This is a genomic window from Shouchella tritolerans (assembly GCF_025770735.1).
Classification (GTDB): domain Bacteria; phylum Bacillota; class Bacilli; order Bacillales; family Bacillaceae_D; genus Shouchella; species Shouchella tritolerans.
Genome location: NZ_JAODPB010000009.1, coordinates 54,772 through 73,125, shown reverse-complemented (window position 1 = coordinate 73,125; position 18,354 = coordinate 54,772). Strand labels below are relative to the sequence as shown.

Annotated in this window: 20 protein-coding genes; 5 read left to right on the top strand and 15 right to left on the bottom strand. The window is 44.7% G+C overall.

Annotated features, from left to right (window positions below):
* Nucleotides 1–18: 18 nt before the first annotated feature.
* From N6H06_RS20720 to N6H06_RS20710, 3 genes are all read right to left on the bottom strand, one after another.
* Nucleotides 19–1,374, bottom strand: a complete 1,356-nt coding sequence (locus tag N6H06_RS20720) for a glucose-6-phosphate isomerase (RefSeq protein WP_263707851.1) — start codon at nt 1,372–1,374, stop codon at nt 19–21.
* Between the two features lie 64 nt (nt 1,375–1,438).
* Nucleotides 1,439–2,545, bottom strand: coding sequence for a D-alanine--D-alanine ligase (gene ddlA, locus N6H06_RS20715; RefSeq protein ID WP_062749850.1), 1,107 nt, complete (start codon nt 2,543–2,545; stop codon nt 1,439–1,441).
* Nucleotides 2,546–2,618: 73 nt separating this feature from the next.
* Complete coding sequence (locus N6H06_RS20710) at nt 2,619–3,782, bottom strand: iron-containing alcohol dehydrogenase (protein WP_062749851.1); 1,164 nt, start codon at nt 3,780–3,782, stop codon at nt 2,619–2,621.
* Nucleotides 3,783–3,974: 192 nt separating this feature from the next.
* On the opposite strand from N6H06_RS20710, the gene N6H06_RS20705 reads away from it, so the two are divergent.
* Nucleotides 3,975–4,208: a DUF378 domain-containing protein gene (locus N6H06_RS20705; protein WP_011247751.1), complete on the top strand. Its 234-nt coding sequence runs from the start codon at nt 3,975–3,977 to the stop codon at nt 4,206–4,208.
* 38 nt (nt 4,209–4,246) lie between these two features.
* On the opposite strand, the gene yugI is transcribed toward N6H06_RS20705, so the two are convergent.
* The 6 genes from yugI to N6H06_RS20675 form a co-directional block, all read right to left on the bottom strand.
* Nucleotides 4,247–4,648 carry a S1 domain-containing post-transcriptional regulator GSP13 gene (gene yugI, locus N6H06_RS20700; protein WP_011247752.1) on the bottom strand — a complete coding sequence of 134 codons (402 nt, stop codon included), beginning with the start codon at nt 4,646–4,648 and terminating at the stop codon, nt 4,247–4,249.
* Between the two features lie 84 nt (nt 4,649–4,732).
* Nucleotides 4,733–5,869 (bottom strand): DEAD/DEAH box helicase, encoded by a 1,137-nt coding sequence (locus N6H06_RS20695; RefSeq protein WP_263707850.1) that lies wholly within the window; start codon nt 5,867–5,869, stop codon nt 4,733–4,735.
* A gap of 63 nt (nt 5,870–5,932) precedes the next feature.
* Entirely contained in the window at nt 5,933–6,715 is a 783-nt protein-coding gene (gene thiM / locus N6H06_RS20690; RefSeq protein ID WP_263707849.1) for a hydroxyethylthiazole kinase, read from the bottom strand.
* A 102-nt stretch (nt 6,716–6,817) separates the two neighbouring features.
* Nucleotides 6,818–8,005 (bottom strand): aminotransferase, encoded by a 1,188-nt coding sequence (locus N6H06_RS20685; protein ID WP_404830371.1) that lies wholly within the window; start codon nt 8,003–8,005, stop codon nt 6,818–6,820.
* Nucleotides 8,005–8,502: an Lrp/AsnC family transcriptional regulator gene (locus tag N6H06_RS20680; protein WP_062749854.1), complete on the bottom strand. Its 498-nt coding sequence runs from the start codon at nt 8,500–8,502 to the stop codon at nt 8,005–8,007. Before N6H06_RS20680 ends, N6H06_RS20685 begins: the two co-directional genes overlap by 1 nt.
* Nucleotides 8,503–8,664: 162 nt before the next feature.
* Nucleotides 8,665–9,135, bottom strand: a complete 471-nt coding sequence (locus N6H06_RS20675) for an S-ribosylhomocysteine lyase (RefSeq protein WP_212954093.1) — start codon at nt 9,133–9,135, stop codon at nt 8,665–8,667.
* 126 nt (nt 9,136–9,261) lie between these two features.
* Here N6H06_RS20675 and N6H06_RS20670 point away from each other — a divergent pair, with 126 nt between their 5' ends.
* Together N6H06_RS20670 and N6H06_RS20665 are read left to right on the top strand one after the other, a co-directional pair.
* Nucleotides 9,262–10,092, top strand: a complete 831-nt coding sequence (locus N6H06_RS20670; protein WP_062749856.1) for a YihY/virulence factor BrkB family protein — start codon at nt 9,262–9,264, stop codon at nt 10,090–10,092.
* A 72-nt stretch (nt 10,093–10,164) separates the two neighbouring features.
* Nucleotides 10,165–10,437 (top strand): HU family DNA-binding protein, encoded by a 273-nt coding sequence (locus N6H06_RS20665; RefSeq protein WP_011247759.1) that lies wholly within the window; start codon nt 10,165–10,167, stop codon nt 10,435–10,437.
* Nucleotides 10,438–10,491: 54 nt separating this feature from the next.
* On the opposite strand, the gene N6H06_RS20660 is transcribed toward N6H06_RS20665, so the two are convergent.
* The 3 genes from N6H06_RS20660 to N6H06_RS20650 all read right to left on the bottom strand — a co-directional run bounded on the left by N6H06_RS20660 (nt 10,492) and on the right by N6H06_RS20650 (nt 13,909).
* Nucleotides 10,492–11,820: a Na+/H+ antiporter family protein gene (locus N6H06_RS20660; protein WP_062749857.1), complete on the bottom strand. Its 1,329-nt coding sequence runs from the start codon at nt 11,818–11,820 to the stop codon at nt 10,492–10,494.
* 206 nt (nt 11,821–12,026) lie between these two features.
* Nucleotides 12,027–12,308, bottom strand: a complete 282-nt coding sequence (locus N6H06_RS20655) for a hypothetical protein (RefSeq protein WP_011247761.1) — start codon at nt 12,306–12,308, stop codon at nt 12,027–12,029.
* 110 nt (nt 12,309–12,418) lie between these two features.
* Entirely contained in the window at nt 12,419–13,909 is a 1,491-nt protein-coding gene (locus tag N6H06_RS20650; protein ID WP_263707848.1) for a leucyl aminopeptidase, read from the bottom strand.
* A gap of 137 nt (nt 13,910–14,046) precedes the next feature.
* Here N6H06_RS20650 and N6H06_RS20645 point away from each other — a divergent pair, with 137 nt between their 5' ends.
* Complete coding sequence (locus N6H06_RS20645) at nt 14,047–14,517, top strand: divergent PAP2 family protein (RefSeq protein WP_062749859.1); 471 nt, start codon at nt 14,047–14,049, stop codon at nt 14,515–14,517.
* A gap of 40 nt (nt 14,518–14,557) precedes the next feature.
* Here N6H06_RS20645 and N6H06_RS20640 read toward each other — a convergent pair whose 3' ends face one another.
* The 3 genes from N6H06_RS20640 to N6H06_RS20630 form a co-directional block, all read right to left on the bottom strand.
* Nucleotides 14,558–15,178, bottom strand: coding sequence for a 3D domain-containing protein (locus tag N6H06_RS20640; RefSeq protein WP_212954096.1), 621 nt, complete (start codon nt 15,176–15,178; stop codon nt 14,558–14,560).
* An 82-nt stretch (nt 15,179–15,260) separates the two neighbouring features.
* The gene (locus N6H06_RS20635) at nt 15,261–15,587 is read right to left on the bottom strand and encodes a YuiB family protein (RefSeq protein WP_062749861.1); all 327 of its coding nucleotides are present in this window, start codon (nt 15,585–15,587) and stop codon (nt 15,261–15,263) included.
* A 247-nt stretch (nt 15,588–15,834) separates the two neighbouring features.
* Entirely contained in the window at nt 15,835–17,037 is a 1,203-nt protein-coding gene (locus N6H06_RS20630) for an NAD(P)/FAD-dependent oxidoreductase (protein ID WP_082808396.1), read from the bottom strand.
* A gap of 247 nt (nt 17,038–17,284) precedes the next feature.
* Between N6H06_RS20630 and N6H06_RS20625 the strand changes: the two genes are divergently transcribed.
* The gene (locus N6H06_RS20625; RefSeq protein WP_179289391.1) at nt 17,285–18,322 is read left to right on the top strand and encodes an NAD(P)/FAD-dependent oxidoreductase; all 1,038 of its coding nucleotides are present in this window, start codon (nt 17,285–17,287) and stop codon (nt 18,320–18,322) included.
* Nucleotides 18,323–18,354 lie beyond the last annotated feature (32 nt).

Here is an 18,354-nt window from a genome sequence, read left to right as displayed (position 1 = left end):
GGCCAATTTACACAATGTTTAGTTGTCCGTTAAGCGACTTTCAAGTTTGTTTTTCTCTTCCTCGAAGCCTGGCTTTCCGAGCAAAGCAAACATGTTTTTCTTATAGGCTTCAACGCCTGGTTGGTCAAATGGATTCACGCCTAGCAAGTAACCGCTCATAGCAACCGCTTTTTCGAAAAAGTAAACGAGATAACCAAATGAGTATTCATCCAATTTTGGAATGGAAACGACAAGGTTTGGCACATTCCCGTCAGTATGAGCAAGCATCGTCCCTTTAAACGCTTGTTTATTGACAAAATCCATTGTTTTTCCTGCTAAATAGTTTAAACCATCAAGATCGCTTTCTGCTTCTTCAATCGTAATATGCTTGTCAACCGTCTCTACATGAAGAACGGTTTCAAATAAATCACGGCGCCCATCTTGTACATATTGGCCCATTGAATGAAGGTCGGTTGAAAAGTCGACTGATGCTGGGTAAATCCCTTTTTGGTCTTTCCCTTCGCTTTCGCCAAATAATTGTTTCCACCATTCAGACACATAATGGAGGTGCGGTTCATAGTTCACCAACAATTCAATCGTTTTGCCTTTATTGTAAAGGATATTGCGAATGGCTGCGTATTGATAAGCCGCATTTTCGGTTAATTCACCTGTTGAAAAAGCTTCTCTTGCATCAGCCGCACCCTTCATCATATCTTCAATCGCTAAGCCACTTACAGCAATTGGCAAGAGACCTACAGCTGTCAATACAGAAAAGCGACCGCCAACATCGTCTGGAATAACGAAAGATTCGTATCCCTCTTCATTCGCCAATGTTTTGAGGGCCCCGCGCTCTTTGTCAGTCGTTGCGTAAATGCGTTTGCGCGCCTCTTCCTTTCCATATTTTTTTTCAAGATAGTCGCGGAAAACACGGAAAGCAATCGCTGGTTCTGTTGTCGTTCCTGATTTAGAGATAACGTTGACTGATACATCCTTACCATCTAGAAGATCAAGCACATCGCTCAAATACGTTGAGCTAATGTTTTGGCCAACAAAAATGACTTGCGGTGCGTTGCGCTTTTCTTTCGGAAGCTGGTTAAAAAAAGAATGGTTCAACGCTTCAATCGCAGCGCGTGCCCCTAAGTAAGAACCACCAATGCCGACAACGAGCAACACATCGGAATCTTGGCGAATTTTTTCTGCCGCTTTTTGAATGCGGGCAAATTCTTCTTTATCGTAATCGACAGGCAAATCGATCCATCCTAAAAAGTCATTTCCTTGGCCTGTCTTTTCATGAAGCGCTTTATGTGCAGCGCGTACTGCCTCTCCCATATAGGCAACTTCATGCTCTCCGAAAAAGGAAAGAGCTTTGCTGTAGTCAAATTGAATATGTGCCATAAAAAATAGCCTCCCTTGAGTTCGGTACCTTTTAAATGTACCGAACGGAGGCTAAAAACACAAGTCAATTGCGGTCAAAAACCGAGCTTTTCAACTGTTTGTCACGTTCATGGCGCTCAATCGCAAGCTCAATTAATGTCGTAATCAAGTCTTGATAAGAAACGCCACTTGCTTCCCATAATTTCGGGTACATGCTAATTTTCGTAAAGCCAGGCAATGTATTCACTTCATTAATGATCACTTCGCCTGCTTCAGTCAAAAACACATCAACACGAGCCAAGCCCTCGCAATTCAATGTTTTGTAAGCTTGAATGGCAATGTCTTGGATACGGCGATTGACTTCTTCCGGCAAATCTGCAGGAATCGCCAATTTGGCGCCGTCTTCATCAATGTACTTCGCATCATACGAATAAAACCCGTCTTGCGGCAAAATTTCCCCGCAAGTACTCGCTTTCGGGTAGTCATTTCCGAGAACGGCACATTCAATTTCGCGCCCTTTAATGGCTGCTTCAACAAGCACTTTATGATCATACGAGAATGCTTCCTCAATAGCAGCCATAAATTCCGCTTCAGTCGTTGCTTTGTTGACGCCGACAGAAGAACCTTGGTTGGCAGGCTTTATAAATAGAGGCAGCCCCAATTGTTCAGCAATGCTCTCAAAATCAATCGTTTTCTTAGCAGTACGGGTAAACGTCATCCCACTTGCAACATGGAGGCCAGCCCCTTGGAGAAGCCGCTTCGCAATGTCTTTATCCATGCTGACTGCCGAGCCAAGCACATTTGACCCGACAAACGGCAAATTGGCAAGACGAAACATCCCTTGCAGCGACCCATCTTCTCCAAGGGTACCATGTACAATCGGAAATACCACATCAAGCTGGTCAAGAACCGACTGGTTTGACGTACCTACCAGTTGCCTGTCTTCCTTCCCAGGGATAAGGGCCACGCCTTGATTCGATTTATTTAGCTCAATTAAAGCTGGATTGTCTGCATTAAGTAAAAAATTAGACGCTTCATTTATATGCCACTGGCCTTGTTTATCAATGCCAATCAATGTCACGTCAAAACGATCTTTATCAATCGCCTCAACAATATTTTTTGCTGATTGCAATGAAACTTCATGCTCAGCCGATTTCCCTCCAAAAATAATGCCTACTCGTTTCTTGGCCACTTTTTTCACTCTCCTTCCCGTACATTATACACGGAAAAAGCTCGTTGAAGAATGAAAAAATATGGCCACTGACTTAAAGTGCCGCCTTTAAAATTTCAAGCGTTTCAGGCTTTCCGAGTTTATGGTAATTGCCATAAATCCCGTGCTCACAAGCAATGTCCGCAATTTGCTCCAGTTTGCTTTCATCAATGCCATAATCAGCCAAACGGCTTGGAGCCCCTAAACGTTTCCAAAAAGCAGCTAACTTGTCAATCCCCTCAAGAGCGACATCACGTTTGTCTCTGCCTGTCGAATCAACGCCAAACACGTTTACAGCAAGCATCGCACTTCGTTCTGGGTTGACATCGACGCTGTGGCGGAGCCAATGAGGAAACAAAATCGCAAGCCCGCCAGCGTGTGGAATATCAAAAACAGCAGAAACCGCGTGTTCGAGGTTATGTGTGCCCCAATCACCTCGTGCGCCCATTTGCGTTATTCCATTTAAAGCCATTGTTCCGCTATATAGAATCGTTTCCCGCAACTCTACATTTTCGAGATCATCTAATAACGGGAGAGCTGCTTCGATCACTGTATGCAAAATCGATTCGCAAATCCGGTCTTGCAATGGCGTATTCTCCGCTGGATGGAAATAGGCTTCTAGGACATGGCTCATCATGTCAACAATGCCATAAACGGTTTGATCTTTTGGAACCGAAAGTGTGTTAATTGGGTCGAGAATGGAAAAGTTAGGAAAGCTAAAAATGCTACCCCAGCCCTTTTTTTGATGGGTTTCCCAATTGGTAATCACTGAGCCGGAATTCATCTCGGATCCCGTTGCTGCAAGCGTCAAAATGGTGCCAAACGGCAACGCATCCATAGGCGTTTCTTTCTTAGTGATAATATCCCAAATGTCGCCATCATGACGGGCGCCTACCGCAATTGCTTTGGTGGCATCAATTACACTGCCGCCGCCAACCGCTAGAATAAAGCCAATTTGCTTTTCTTTGCACAAATCGATTCCTTTCTGTACAGTTGTCAGCCGTGGGTTTGGCTCTACGCCTGCCAATTCGGTGACCGTACATCCGGCAAGTTCTAATTGTTTCGTAACTTTTTCATACAAGCCGTTCTTTTTGATGCTCCCGCCTCCGTAAACAAGCAAGACATTACGGTCATAAACAACAAGCTCTTCTGCCAAATGTTCGGTTTTTCCTTGGCCAAAAATTAATTTGGTCGGATTGTAAAAAGTAAAAGCATCCATTTGCTCATTTCCTCCTTTGCTTAAAAAGCACCCTTTTTAATCCTATCTTTTCTTATACTCCATTGCAAAACAACTGCTTATCTGCAACCAACCGATTATTGCCAACTAGCGCTGCGTATATTCTGGAAGGCTATTCCACACCATAAAGGTAGCCACATCACAGATGTGTGCACAGAACGGGAGGTGAAAAAGATGAGCGGTATTCAAAGAACTGCGCTGGTCCTTGCGATTATCGGCGCGATCAATTGGGGTCTAATCGGTTTTTTCCGTTTTGACCTTGTCGCTTTTATCTTTAACGGCCAGGCATCGATTATTTCCCGCCTCATTTACGCTCTTATCGGTTTATCCGGATTGTATGCTATTTCAATCTTAATGAAGCCGAAAGAAGAACTTGGGCGTGACCACGAAGTTGAGCCACAACGATAAGAAAAAAGCAGCTAGACCGTCTAGCTGCTTTTACCTTATTATTTTTTCGCGCGTTTGTTCAAATCAGCTTGAATTTCATTGGACTGTTTTAACCACTCTTTAAGCTTGTCTTCAAGGGTATTGAAGCCTTGTTGTTTTTGTTGGGCACCTTGAGGTTTCCCCTTGCCGGCACGTGGTTTCCCTTGCGGGCGAGCAGGCGCTTCTTGTGTCGCGCGGATCGACAAGGAAATCTTTCCAGATTCCTCGTCTACAGACATAATTTTTACTTTTACCTCATCTCCTACTGCCAATACATCGGCAATGTCTTTTACATAACCGTGCGCTACTTCAGAAATGTGTACAAGCCCTTGTTTTTTTTCGTCAATTGCGACAAAAGCTCCGAACGGCTTTATACCGGTAACTTTTCCTTCAACAATGCTGCCTTCCTCATAATTCGCCATAAATCACAACTCCTAAACATGTTTTAACCTTTTGATTTTACCACAGGACCTTCCTTTTAGTAAAGGAAGATCGAACTTTTCCTTCTAATCGGTTAAAACCAAGCGCCCGCGTACAAGTGCAGCCGCTTTTATGTCGATGCCGAGTTGCTTTTCGTATTTTTCTTTTTTATAGTGTTCTCGCTGTTCAAAAAGTGTTACGACTTTACCGCTGCGCTGCATTCTTCCTGTACGGCCTGCACGATGTAAATAACTGTCTGGATCGGACGGCGCTTCTAACTGGATAATATGCGTCACCCCTTCAAGGTCGAGGCCTCGTGCAGCCACATCCGTTGCCACCAAAATATGGGCTTCGTTTGCAGAAAACGAAGCAATCGCTTTTTCCCGCTCTTGTTTTCCACTTTCAGAAGAGAGTGCCACCGCCTTCACTTTGCGGAAGCGCAGTTTTTCCACCGTCTCATTTAATTTTTGCAAATGGTTGACAAACACAATCCCTTTTTCAATGTTCTCGGCAGCAATCAGTTTTCTCGTTACATCAACGCGATTCCTTGCTTCCACCCACAAGCATAAGTGCTCGACACTGGCAGGAACAAGGGAACCTTTCGCTTCAATTCGTTTAATCGCTGGCGCAAATAGCGCTAATTTTTCTTCGAGCTTATCCGGGACAGTCGCTGATACAAACAAATACTGAGCATCTCGGCCGATGCGTTTGCCGAGCTCTTCCATTTCTGCCCACTGCTCATCTTCTACAAACCGGTCAACTTCATCAATCACACATGTGTGGACCGTTGCCAATTTGATTTTTTTCAAACGCACAAGTTCAAGCAGCCGACCAGGCGTGCCTACTACAATATGGGGCTTGCCTTTTTTTAATTTCTCTATTTGTCGTTTTATATTGGCGCCTCCGATGAACGGCATGCTTGTAATCGTTGTATGTTCCGTTGTTTCTTTTAAAACTTGGACAATTTGCATCGCCAATTCTTGTGACGGAGCCACAATCACTGCTTGTGTCGCCTGCTTGGAAACATCGATTTTAGCAAGCAGTGGTATGAGATAAGCGAGTGTTTTCCCTGTTCCCGTTTGAGAACGAGCCACTATATTCCCACCAGCCAAAGCTGCTGGAATAACCGCAGCTTGAATGGGGGTTGGCTCTTCTATCCCTTTGGTAAGCAAATTGGCGCCAATGGCGTCAGGCCAATTGGCCGATTGAAAATGGTTAATCATTGGTTGCTCCTTTACATAGGCGATCAGGCTACCCAGCCTCATTCGCCTTAGCTGGCTTCTTTCCTAACAAATCTGTTCTACTCGTTTCAATGCCACCGCTTTTTCGTCCGTCATATTGCCGAGCTCATTTAAAAATGTTTGCTGGAAAGAGCCGATTCCTTCGGTCTTTGTTTGCTTATACGCCTGTTCTGCGCATACACCGTAAAAGGCAAGTGCTTCAACCGCAGCGTCGACAAGGCTATTAGGCTGAACAGCAGCATAAGCAGCAATCACACCTCCGAGCAAACAGCCTGTACCAACGACTTTCGTGAGCCACTCGTGACCATTTGCAACTGCTACTAGTTGTTCGCCATTTGAAACAGCGTCAACCTCTCCTGTTACAACGACAACGGTCTCAAGCGATTTTGCTGCCTCCAGGCATAGCTCTTTCACATCAGCATTGATCTTGCCATCAACACCTTTAACTGTACCTGCCTCTCCAAGGAGGGCAGCAATTTCCCCAGCATTTCCGCGAACGACGGCAACATCGACTTCGTTTAAAATTCGTTTTGATATTTCGTTGCGAAATGGCGTAGCCCCTACTCCAACAGGGTCAAAAATGACAGGTTTGCCTGCTTTGTTTGCCGCTTTTCCCGCTAAAACCATTGAGTCGACACCTTCGTTTGAGGGTGTGCCTATATTAAGGAGAAGCGCATCTGCCACAGAGGCCATGTCTTCAGTTTCTGCAGCGGAAAAGGCCATTACTGGCGAAGCGCCAATAGCAAGCAAGCCATTGGCGGTAAAATTCATCACCACGTCGTTTGTCATACAGTGGATTAACGGGTTGTTTTGCCTTACCAGTTCCAATTTGTCTCCCTCCAAACACACATAGCAAGCATAGCCTTATTTTGCAAAGCAACGCTAGATCTATACGATCCTTTCAATTTGTGGTCGTTTATCTTTGTTCTTTTAGCGCAACTCGAGCCTTCTTAAAAAGCGTCCAATCCGCTCAAGCGCTTCTTCTAAGTGGGTTAGCGAAGTTGCATAAGAGCAACGAATATGCCCTTCTCCGCCCTCACCAAACACAGAACCTGGCACAACAGCGACACGTTCTTCCTTTAATAAGGCTTCCGCAAATTCTTCTGACGTAAACCCTGTATGGGCAATGGATGGAAATGCATAAAGGGCGCCGTCTGGATGATGGCACGGCAAACCAATTTCTTTCGCCGTTTTCACAAAAAAGTTGCGCCTTTGTTGATAAGACAGCTTCATCCGTTCTACATCATCCATTCCGTGTTGCAACGCTTCAAGCGCTCCATATTGGGCCATTGTTGGCGCACACATGAGGCTGTATTGGTGGATTTTCAACATCGCTCCTAAGAGATCAGGAGGTGCTAGCGCAAAACCGACACGCCAGCCTGTCATCGCAAATGCTTTCGAAAACCCATTAATAACAATCGTTTGCTCTTTCATGCCAGGAAGGGTAGCAAAGCAAACATGCTCTTTGTCGTAGGCGAGTTCGGCATAAATTTCATCAGAAAAAACAAACAGATTGTGCTTGCGGACGATGGCGGCAATTTCCTCTAGACACTTTTTGCTAATCGAGGATCCTGTTGGGTTATTTGGGTAACAAATCATAATTGCCTTTGTTTTATCGGTAACAGCTGCTTCAATATCAGCAGGCCGCACTTCAAAATTTGTTTCAGCCGACGTCCCTACCGGCACAGGAACGCCACCTGCCATAGTGACAAGGGGGGCATAAGAAACAAAAGTCGGCTCAACGATAATCACTTCGTCCCCTTCATTTAAAATCGCCCGCATGCCAAGATCAATTGCTTCGCTAGCTCCTACTGTCACTAAAATTTCTGTTTCTGGATTGTATGAAACGGCAAATCTTGCTTCCATGTAATTCGAAATCGCCTCACGCAATTCAATCAAACCGGCATTCGCTGAATAAGCAGTATACCCTCGCTCAAGAGAGAAAATGCTTTCTTCTCTAATATTCCATGGTGTCACAAAATCCGGTTCACCGACACCTAATGAAATCACATTCTCCATTTGCGAAGCTAAATCGAAAAAGCGACGGATGCCCGAAGGCTTGATTTCTGAAACACGGTCTGATAAGCGGGAATAGGAAGTCATCGCTACTTTCTCCATTATGGGCTCACCACGATTCGTTTATCAGACTCTGGCTCTTTAAAAATCACGCCATCATGCTTATATGTTTTTAATTGAAAATGGGTTGTTGTTGATAGGACTGAATCAATCGTCGATAGACGTTCTGACACAAAACGGGCTGTTTCTTGCATCGTCTTGCCTTCGATCACGACGGACAAGTCATAGGCGCCAGACATTAAATAGAGTGCCTTCACTTCTGGAAAACGGTAAATTCGTTCGGCAACTTCATCAAAGCCCACGCCTCTTTTTGGAGCGACTTTCACATCAATTGTCGCTGTAACCGTTTCTTTGGCAGGCAATTTCGTCCAGTCAACGACTGCCGAATAGCTGAGGATGACATTTTTATCTTCTAGCTCTTTTACATATTGATCGACTTCTTCGCTTGTCAAATCAACCATTTTTGCAATTTTGCTTGATTCCATACGTCCATTCGCTTCAATAATCTGTAAAATTTCATAAGCTTTTTGGTCTAACATGGACGCTCTCCCCCCATCGTTTGTTCTTTCTTGCAGCATTTTTGTATTCCTAATGATACCACACAAGCAGCTAAATTGGTCTAATGAAAAATGAAGGAAAAACGCCTGCCTTACTTGTGTCTATAAAAAAAAGCCGCACATCAATATGCAGCTTTTAACACTTTAAAATACTTGCTTTAACGAACGTTTATCCTCAGTAAGCCATTTGCGCATGACTTCTTTCGTTCCTTCCAAATCATGCAATGCCGCTTGCCCACATTCTTTTTCCGTTGCCGCAGGAACGGTTTCAATCGACAGCGAATACGTCATTGTCTTTTCAAGCACATCGATGATTTCTTCGACAGACGGGGTTCCGCTCATAATTAAATAATAGCCGGTTTGGCAGCCCATTGGGGAAATATCGATGACATCAAAATGGTCATATTCCTCTGAAAAGCGGCGAATGTTAATAGCAAGCAAATGTTCTAACGTATGAATCACACCAGGTTTTAGCGCTTCTTTATTAGGCTGGCAAAACCGAATGTCAAACTTATTCACTTCGCCGTCACTGCCAATCTTGTGTTTCCCACAATGGCGGACATACGGGGCCTTTACAATCGTATGGTCAAGTTCAAAACTTTCTACTGAAGGCATCGTATCCACTCCTTTTGTATTTCCTTTTAGTATATAGGATAATGAGTCGTCCTGTCGAAGTGTTTGTTTATGATTTTAGAAGATCGGGTATAAATGAATGGGTTGTTTCATGTCTGGAGGGAGAATATGGACTTGCGTTTTGCTCGTTTGTTTACAAAGAAATTGATTGCCCAAATAAAAAGCGATCCTATTCCTGACTTGGCGGCTACGCTTGCTTTTTATTTTATTTTATCGATTTTTCCACTCATGATTTTTGTGCTCGCCGGCGTATCCTTTTTTGAAATTAACAATGATGAAGTACAAAACTTAATTAATGCCTATTTTCCTGGTGAAATTGGCGACACGTTCAGCCGAATTGTCCTAAATACCATTGGTGAACCACAAGCAGGCTTGCTGTCAATTGGGATCTTAGGCACGCTCTGGTCGGCTTCAAACGGGATCAACGCTTTTATTCGTTCAGTAAACCGCGCTTACAACATTGAAGAGACGAGACATTTTTTAAAGCTCCGCAGCATTGCGATTGGATTGACAATTGGTATGGTGTTGCTTATTATCATCACACTCGCTCTTCCCGTATTTGGGAATCAAATTTTAACCATTCTTGAGGCGTTTTTGCTTCTTCCAACCGAGCTCGTTTCCGCACTCGACAATTTGCGCTGGGTTGCAGCATTTGCAATCATGATTGTCGCTCTAATGGCGTTGTACTGGATTGCACCTAACACGAAACAGCGCTTTCGCGACGGGCTAACAGGGGCTATTTTCGCCACAATCGGTTGGCAGTTAATTTCCTTTTTCTTCTCCCTATATGTCAGTCATTACGCCAATTATGAAAGCACATACGGCCCGCTGGCAGGCGTGATCATTCTTATGTTTTGGTTCTTTCTGACCGGGATTATCCTCATTGTAGGAGCGGAAATAAACGCGACTTTGCACCATTTGCGAAAAAAAAGCGCTTAAAACGTATAGAAACGAGTTATGTGGGTATGATGGTAGCAGAACTTACCAATTAGTCATTTGAGGAGTGGTATGATGAATAAAACAGAATTGATTAATGCCCTTGCTGAACGCACCCAGCTTTCAAAAAAAGATGCATCGGCTGCCGTTAACAGCATGTTTGATTTAATTTCAGAGTCACTTGGCAAAGGTGAAAGTGTCCAACTAATTGGCTTCGGCAACTTTGAAGTCCGCGAGCGAGCAGCAAGAAAAGGCCGCAATCCACAAACAGGTGAAGAAATCGATATCGCCGCCACAAAAACGCCTGCATTTAAAGCGGGCAAACAACTAAAAGACGCTGTAAAATAAGAGAACGCAAGCGCTCGCCCGCGAACGCTTGCGTTTTTTCGTTCCCACCCTTCCCTACAAGACCATTGCTGCGATCCAACCAAATACAAACAACGGAACGGTAAAGTGGAGAAAAGTCGGCACACATGTATCCCAAATATGGTTGTGTTGGCCGTCGGCATTTAAGCCTGCAGTAGAGCCTAGAGTTGAATCAGATGCAGGCGCTCCTGCATCGCCAATTGCCCCTGCTGAACCAATGAGCGAAATAATCGCCATTGTGGATAAACCTAGCTCCATGCCAAGGGGCACAAATAACACTGCAATGATCGGAATTGTCGAAAACGATGAGCCAATGCCTAAAGTAATAACTAGCCCAACAGCAAGCATCGCCACTACCGCAATCGCTTTATTGCCTCCAAGGGCAGCGACGACGTCGGCCACAAGTGTTTCTACGTGCCCCGTTTCCCTAATTACATCAGCAAAACCGGCAGCGGCAAGCATAACAAAGCCGATAAAAGCCATCATTTTCATACCGTCGGTAATCATGTCGTCGGCAATTCGAAATTGCACGGCTCTCGTAGCCAACAATACGAAAATGCCAGACAACGCAGCTGGTACCATCGAGTCGCTATATGCCCATTGCACAGCAACTGTAACGACAACTGCCACCCCAGCGGCGGTCAGTGTCCACTTTGTATAGGACTGCTGTTCTTGTACATGCCCAAAGCCGGCCAGTGGTTCGTCATCATACGCTCTGTTTTTGCGATAACTTACAAATACGGCAATCGCCAAGCCAAGTACAGAACTTGCTGTCGGCAGAAGCATGGCTTCAGGTATCATCGCCATATCGATTACAAGCCCGCTTTGTGCCATATTGTCGGCAATGATACGATGAAAAAGTTGGCCGAACCCATAAGGGAGAAGCATATAAGGAGCTGTGAGGCCAAAGGTGAGAATACAAGCAATTAAACGTCTGTCTACTTGTAGCTGATTTAAGATGGTTAAAATTGGCGGAATTAAAATTGGAATAAAAGCAATGTGGATCGGTATCAGATTTTGTGACATGCACGCGACAATGGTCAACATTAGAAAAAGCAACATTTTTGTCAACGTCTGCCGCCTGCTCTCTCCTTTTCGTTCCATCCACTGCTGGAGTTTGCCAATTAAAAAGTCTGGTAGCCCTGTTTTAGCTAGTGCAATAGCAAATCCGCCCAACAGAGCGTAGCTAAAAGCAATTTCTGCATTGCCTCCCAATCCAGCTGTAAACACTTGGACTGTTGTGTTAAAACTTAGCCCACCAACAAGCCCGCCAACAATAGCCGATATCGCTAAAGCCAACACAACGTGCACACGTAGCAAACTCAAAAGCAGCATTAAGCCAACTGCGACGACAACAGCATTCATACATACCAATTCCTTTATCTTATTAAATCATTAAACAACGAAAACATTTACTACGTTACCATGCCCGTTTTTTTCTGTCAACCATTGCCGTGCTGCCAAAAAAACGCCTCCATCTAGAATCAAATCAACACGCCTCACATTGATCGGCACACACATATGCATATGCAAAATAAAAAACGCTAAAGGAATAACCTTTAGCGCTTCGATTAAAAAGCAATGATTTTTGTAAACGATAATGATTTGTTGCGGCGCCCTTTTAATTGGTAAGAAATAGTGTCGCCTGCTTGAACAGACAATTTTACTGGTTCCGTAAAGGATGCATCATTTGTAGCAAAAAGCGTATGGGTGCCTGCTGGAACTTCGATCGTCATTTTTTGTTTTCGTTTTAATGCACCGACAAAATGGTCGTTAAGAAAAACACGGCATTTCCGCCCCATGGTGCCAAGTTCTCGCGTACGCTTTATTTCGACATAGGCCGTTTCAATCATTTTGTTCTCCTTCCTCGTCCAGAAACAATCTGCTCACACGAATCCTTACTCCGTATTATAATCCTATTTCGCCATGCGTACAAGAACAAAAAATGGGAAACGAAAGTAAGTTATGCTTCGCTTAACGACTCAACATAATGGGCTAACGTCCGCGCCATCACCCCTGTGGCTCCTGCCGGACCAATGGTTGTTGCTTTGTTTAAATAACCCGTTCCGGCAATGTCGAGATGGACCCACGGCGTTTTTTCGGCAAAGGCGCCGATAAACAACCCAGCTGTTATGCTTGCGCCTGGACGCCCAGGTGAATTGTTCAAGTCGGCGATATCGCTCGATTCTAACAGCTTTTTATACCCTTTTCCACTTGGAAACTGCCAAATTGGCTCTCCTGCTTTATCGCCTGCTGCTTTAACCGCCTCCATGAGCGCATCATCGTTAGCGACTCCTCCAGTCGTTTCGTGGCCAAGAGCCACAACACAAGCGCCTGTTAACGTTGCTACATCGATAAGCCGTTTGGCGCCAAGCTGTTTCGCATACGTAATCCCATCTGCTAAAACCAAACGCCCCTCGGCGTCTGCATTGCGCATTTCAATTGTTTTGCCGCTTAGTGAACAGATGACATCACCTGGCTTCATCGCGGAGCCATTAATTAAATTTTCACTTGATGGAATGACGGCCAATACATTGACTTTCGGTTTCATTTCACCAATAATGGCCATCGCCCCAAGCACTGCTGCCGCTCCGCCCATATCGTTTTTCATTTCATGCATGTTGGCAGGAGGTTTTAACGAATAGCCGCCAGAATCAAACGTAATTCCTTTTCCGACAAGCCCTGTTACATCGTCGCTTTCAGGGTTGCCATCGTAGCGGATAATAATCATTTTCGGCGGTTGATCGCTTCCATTAGCGACAGCTAATAGCGCCCCCATTCCAAAGCGTTCCATATCCTCTCGCTCAAGAACATTGAATGCAAAGCCGTATGTTTTAGCAAGCGCCTCTGATTCATTGGCCAAGTCGCTTGGCGTCAAGAGGTTGCCTGGCATATTCACGAGCTTGCGCGCCAAATTTGTCCCCTTTCCATATGTATATCCCCGGTCAGCATAAAAGGTGAGCCCTTCTCTGTTGCTATAAAGCGTTACTTTTGCAAGGGTTCTAATCGGTTCATTGCTCTTTTCTTTATACGTCTGTTTATCGTAGCTACCAAGAGCTATGCCTTCTCCAATCCCAAAGGCAGCATCTTCCGCCGAAACAGCGTCTGTCACAAAACTATCCAGCAACACCCCTGCAGTTTCCACACGTTCTTTTTTTAGTTGCTTTCCTACATGGCCGAGACATTCCCGCAACTCGTCTGTCCCGAATCCATCCTCTTCCCCTAAGTAGATCGCATAAATACGTTTAGCAGCAATCAAACCAAGCGTAGGAATGGTGAGGATACCACCGCTTTTCTTTGGAAAAACGGTTTGCTTTTTTAACTCTCCCAACTGTCCTGCCAATGCCTCGTCTAGCGACTTCACTATACCGCTAAAAGGCTTTTTCTTCCATATTCCGACAACGAGCACTTCCTCCGATGAAGCCATTGTCCATTGATCTGTTAGATAAAACATGCAATTCCCTCCTCACTGCCAGTATACCATAGCGGCTAAAATCCCTTACAAAAAATCAATATCCCGTCAAGGAAATCGCCATGAACGTATGTTATACTATACGAATTAAAGAGGCTTATCAGCGAAAGGAAGAGAACATGGAAATTTTGGATAATTTCCCGCTTTGGGCGGCATTTACGGCAATTATTATTGCGCAAGCGATTAAGATTCCACTCGCCTTTTTTGCTACAAAAAAACTTGATTTTTCATTGTTCACAAGTACAGGCGGGATGCCCAGCTCTCATTCGGCGGCTGTTACCGCCTTGTCTACTGCCGTAGCGATTGAGCATGGGTTGGACTCTTCCCTTTTTGCCGTATCCGCTGTGCTTGGCATTATTGTCATGTTTGATGCTACAGGCGTTAGGCGCCACGCAGGCTACCATGCCACTGTGTTAAACCAGCTCGTGCAAGACTTCAACAAGCTTGTAGAAGAAATTAAAACGTGGCCTAAGAAAGAAAATGAACAAAAACTAAAAGAGTTACTTGGCCATCAGCCAATTGAAGTATTTTTCGGCGCGTTGCTGGGAATTATCCTCGCGTTGCTATTGCATACATGGTTCATAGGTTAAATGCGAGCGGACAGGCTTTTTTAACAGCCTGTCCGCACTATTATGTGCGACGACGAAACACATGTATAGATGCAGCGCTATTTAAATCATCAAGCTCTTTTTGCGTCAATTCGCCGCTTCCTTTTTTAATCATATACACATCAAGCTCTTGTTTCCCCCACTCGTTATAGACATCCGCAACGGTAGGATAATATAAATCGATGTGTTTCCCCTTTATAGCGGATCCTGTATCTGCCACTACCCCATACCCGTAACCTGGTACAAATAAAATGGAGCCAATCGGAAACACAGCAGGGTCTGCAGCAATCGTTGAATACGTATTGCGCTCCACCGGCAAGCCAGAATACGTGATGCCATAGGCAGGATCGCCAGGCGCTTTCCCAGTTGACTCGACCCCTGCCGTATAGCCAGTGGCAGTTACTCTTGTCCGTTCATAAAGACTGGTATCCAATTCCTTTTCCATCATTTTGTAAACCGGCACTGTTACGCCTGGAATCGTCTTTGCTTGAACAGCAGTGCGCTTTTCTACGCTTGGTAGAGAATGAAAATGGAAGACAGTTAAATTAGTAAAGACATGAACAGTTGTGAGCAGCGCGGCCATAAACAAAACGACCATCACCGCGCGAAACATCCATTTTCTTAAGTGGGTTGATTTAAGCATACGTCACACTCCTCTTTTTACAGCATTGCCAGCAAAAGAGAGAATATGCACAAAAAAACAGGCTAAAATCACGCCTGTTTGCTTAAAACATTTGATAGCCCGCTTTGCGGAGCAGTTTCATAATAATCCCCGAGGCAACGGCCCCTAAAAAGCCGCTTGCTAAAATAATCAAGTCTGCTAGATGAAGAGACACGACTTTTTCAAACAAAGCCGGAAATGCTTGTCCTGGAGCAGCGATATATTGGCGATAAGGCTCTTCGTTAACAATCAGCAACACTACAATTGGATAAAGAAACGCCATAATCCATGTTAACCGCAGCACCATATTAAGCAAAAAGCCGATACCCGCAAACAAAACAAAAAACAGCAAAATCGATACGATCAGTTGCAGTATATGGATTTCATTCATGTAAGCGCCCTCCTACAAAACTTAGTGTACTAAAAAAGCTTGATGTTGTCGACAAAGTCGAACACATCAACCAGACGGTAGAAAACGTGTCAGACAAGCCCAGGCAAACGAAAATACAAACGTACAGCCATGAGCAATAGAACAAGTCTATAAGCGGGATGTCTGCGAGCGTTTGGCTAAAGTCTGAGCTTTTGAACATAGAAAAAGGACGAATTTTGGCTAAGCAAAATTCGTCCCGTTTCGCTCATTAAAAAGGAAATTTGCCTTTTTTCAACGTGAGGAGTGGGCCGCCAAGAATAAAGAGTGCCCGGTTATCAATCATTTTTTTCATAAAGTTTGCTGTGCCGCCGTAAATTTTGCGGGAGCCAACAACGCCAATTGCTTGCTTTCCGCCAAGAGAAGCGACAGTCCCTTTATTATCAAACTTGAAGGTTTCGAGGTTAGAGCTTCCCTTGTTCAGGGCAATTAAGTTATTCGAACAAGTTTTCGCCATTTGCATCGCGATTTGCGCAGTCGGCGGATATGGCCTGTCTGTTTCTTCATTGATGATGAGTGCACAATCGCCAATAATGAAGACATCTTCATGTCCTGGAGCACGCAAGTCAGGATTGACTTTGACACGGCCGCGCATTGCTTCAAATCCTGATTTCTCAATAACAGGGTTTCCGCGCACACCAGTCGCCCAAATAACCGTTTCTGCTTTAATTTCTTCACCTTCGCCGACAATGACGCCAGAAGCAGTGACTTCTTTAATCGGTGTGTTGATTTTAAACTCAACGCCGCGGCTTTCCAACAAGTTCATAGCGTATTCGACCAGCTCTGGATCGAAGCCAGGCAATGCAGTTGGCGCTGCTTCAACGACAAACAGCCTTACTTTTTCACGAGGCACATCATATGTTTTGCAAAGCTCAGGCACACGCTCTGAAAGTTCGCCAATAAACTCGATTCCTGTAAACCCTGCACCTGCAACAACAAATGTAAGCAAGCCTTCATGCTTGTCTTCTACATTGTTATAGTTGGCAAATTGGGCATCAATATGGTCTTTGACTTGGCGCGCTCCGTTAAGCGTCCATTTTGTGAAGGCATGCTCGTGTACGCCAGGAATGCCAAACGTCTCAGCAGTTGCTCCTAGCGCTAGGACTAAGTAGTCATATTCGAGCTCGCCATCTTTTAACATCACTTTCTTTTCGTCGGTTTTTACTTCCAATACTTCATCTTGCACAAAGTTGACCCGACTTGTGTTTAAAACGTCGGTGATCTTGACTCGTGTGCGGTCGGGCTCAAGCGTTCCCGCAGCCGGTTCATGGAGCCAAGTTGTTTGGTAGTGGTAATCATGTTTGTTTACAAGGGTAATGGATGCATCATTTGGCCCTAACTTCTTTGACAGCGTAACCGCTGTATTCATGCCGCCATATCCTGCCCCAGCGATTACAATTCTTGCCTTGTTCACTCTCATCACTTCCGCTTTCGTTAAATATTTTTGTGTTTGTGATTCATTTCACTTTCTCTTTCAGAGAATCCCCATTTTCAATAATTCGCCACAATCTCTAACACTTTAATCATATTCGTTTTTTGTTCAAATTTCAACTCCCCTATAAAAAAAAGTAGCCGCTATTTCTGCTCCCTTTTCTTTCATCGGCGAAAACGGATGTGAGCAAGGAAAAACAGACCTGTCCTTTGTATTTGCCTGAAAGTGCATGTATAATGAGAAAGGATTTCATTTTCATTTGGGGGTGGAGGTTTTGCAAGAGCAGAAAGACATGTTTGATCTAACCATTATCGGCGGCGGTCCTGCTGGATTATTTGCTGCCTTTTATGCGGGAATGCGCAAAATGAAAGTAAAAGTGATTGAAAGCATGCCTCAACTTGGCGGACAGCTTTCAGCCCTTTATCCTGATAAATACATTTACGATGTTGCTGGATTTCCAAAAGTGAAAGCGCAGGACTTGGTTGACCAACTGACTGCCCAAGCGCAACAGTTTCAGCCAGAAATTGTTTTAGAAGAAGCAGTGCAAACGCTTGAAAAGCAAGAAGATGAAACGTTTGTATTGACCACTGATGCCAATATCCATTATACAAAAGCGGTGTTGATTACGGCCGGAGCTGGCGCATTCGCCCCGCGTAAGCTCCAAGTCGAAAAAGCGGACTTCTATGAAGACAAAAACATTCATTATTTTATTCGCGACTTAAGTGCTTTCACCGGCAAACGTGTTGTCGTTATCGGCGGCGGCGATTCAGCCGTTGACTGGGCGCTCATGCTTGAGCCAATTGCCAAAGAAGTCACGCTCGTCCATCGCCGTGACGCGTTCCGCGCCCATGAGCACAGCGTCGATTTGCTAAAAAAGTCGTCTGTACGAATTTTGACGCCCTATGAAACGGCAGAGTTGCAGGGCGACGAAAACGGTGTAACTGCGGTAACATTTTCAGAAGTCAAAGGAGATCAGACAGAAACGATTGCCGTCGATGACGTCATCGTAAACTTTGGCTTCGTGTCAACGCTAGGTCCTATTAAAGAGTGGGGACTGGAAATCCGCAAAAATGCGATTCCAGTAAACACCAAAATGGAGACAAACATTCCTGGCGTTTATGCCGCTGGCGACGTCAGTACGTATGACGGCAAAATCAAATTGATTGCCACCGGTTTTGGCGAAGCACCTACCGCTGTCAACAATGCGAAAGTATATATTGACCCGACGGCTCGCGCATTCCCTGGACATTCAACAAGCCTGTTTTAAAACATACAAGAAGCCAGTTTCGGCGAAACGCC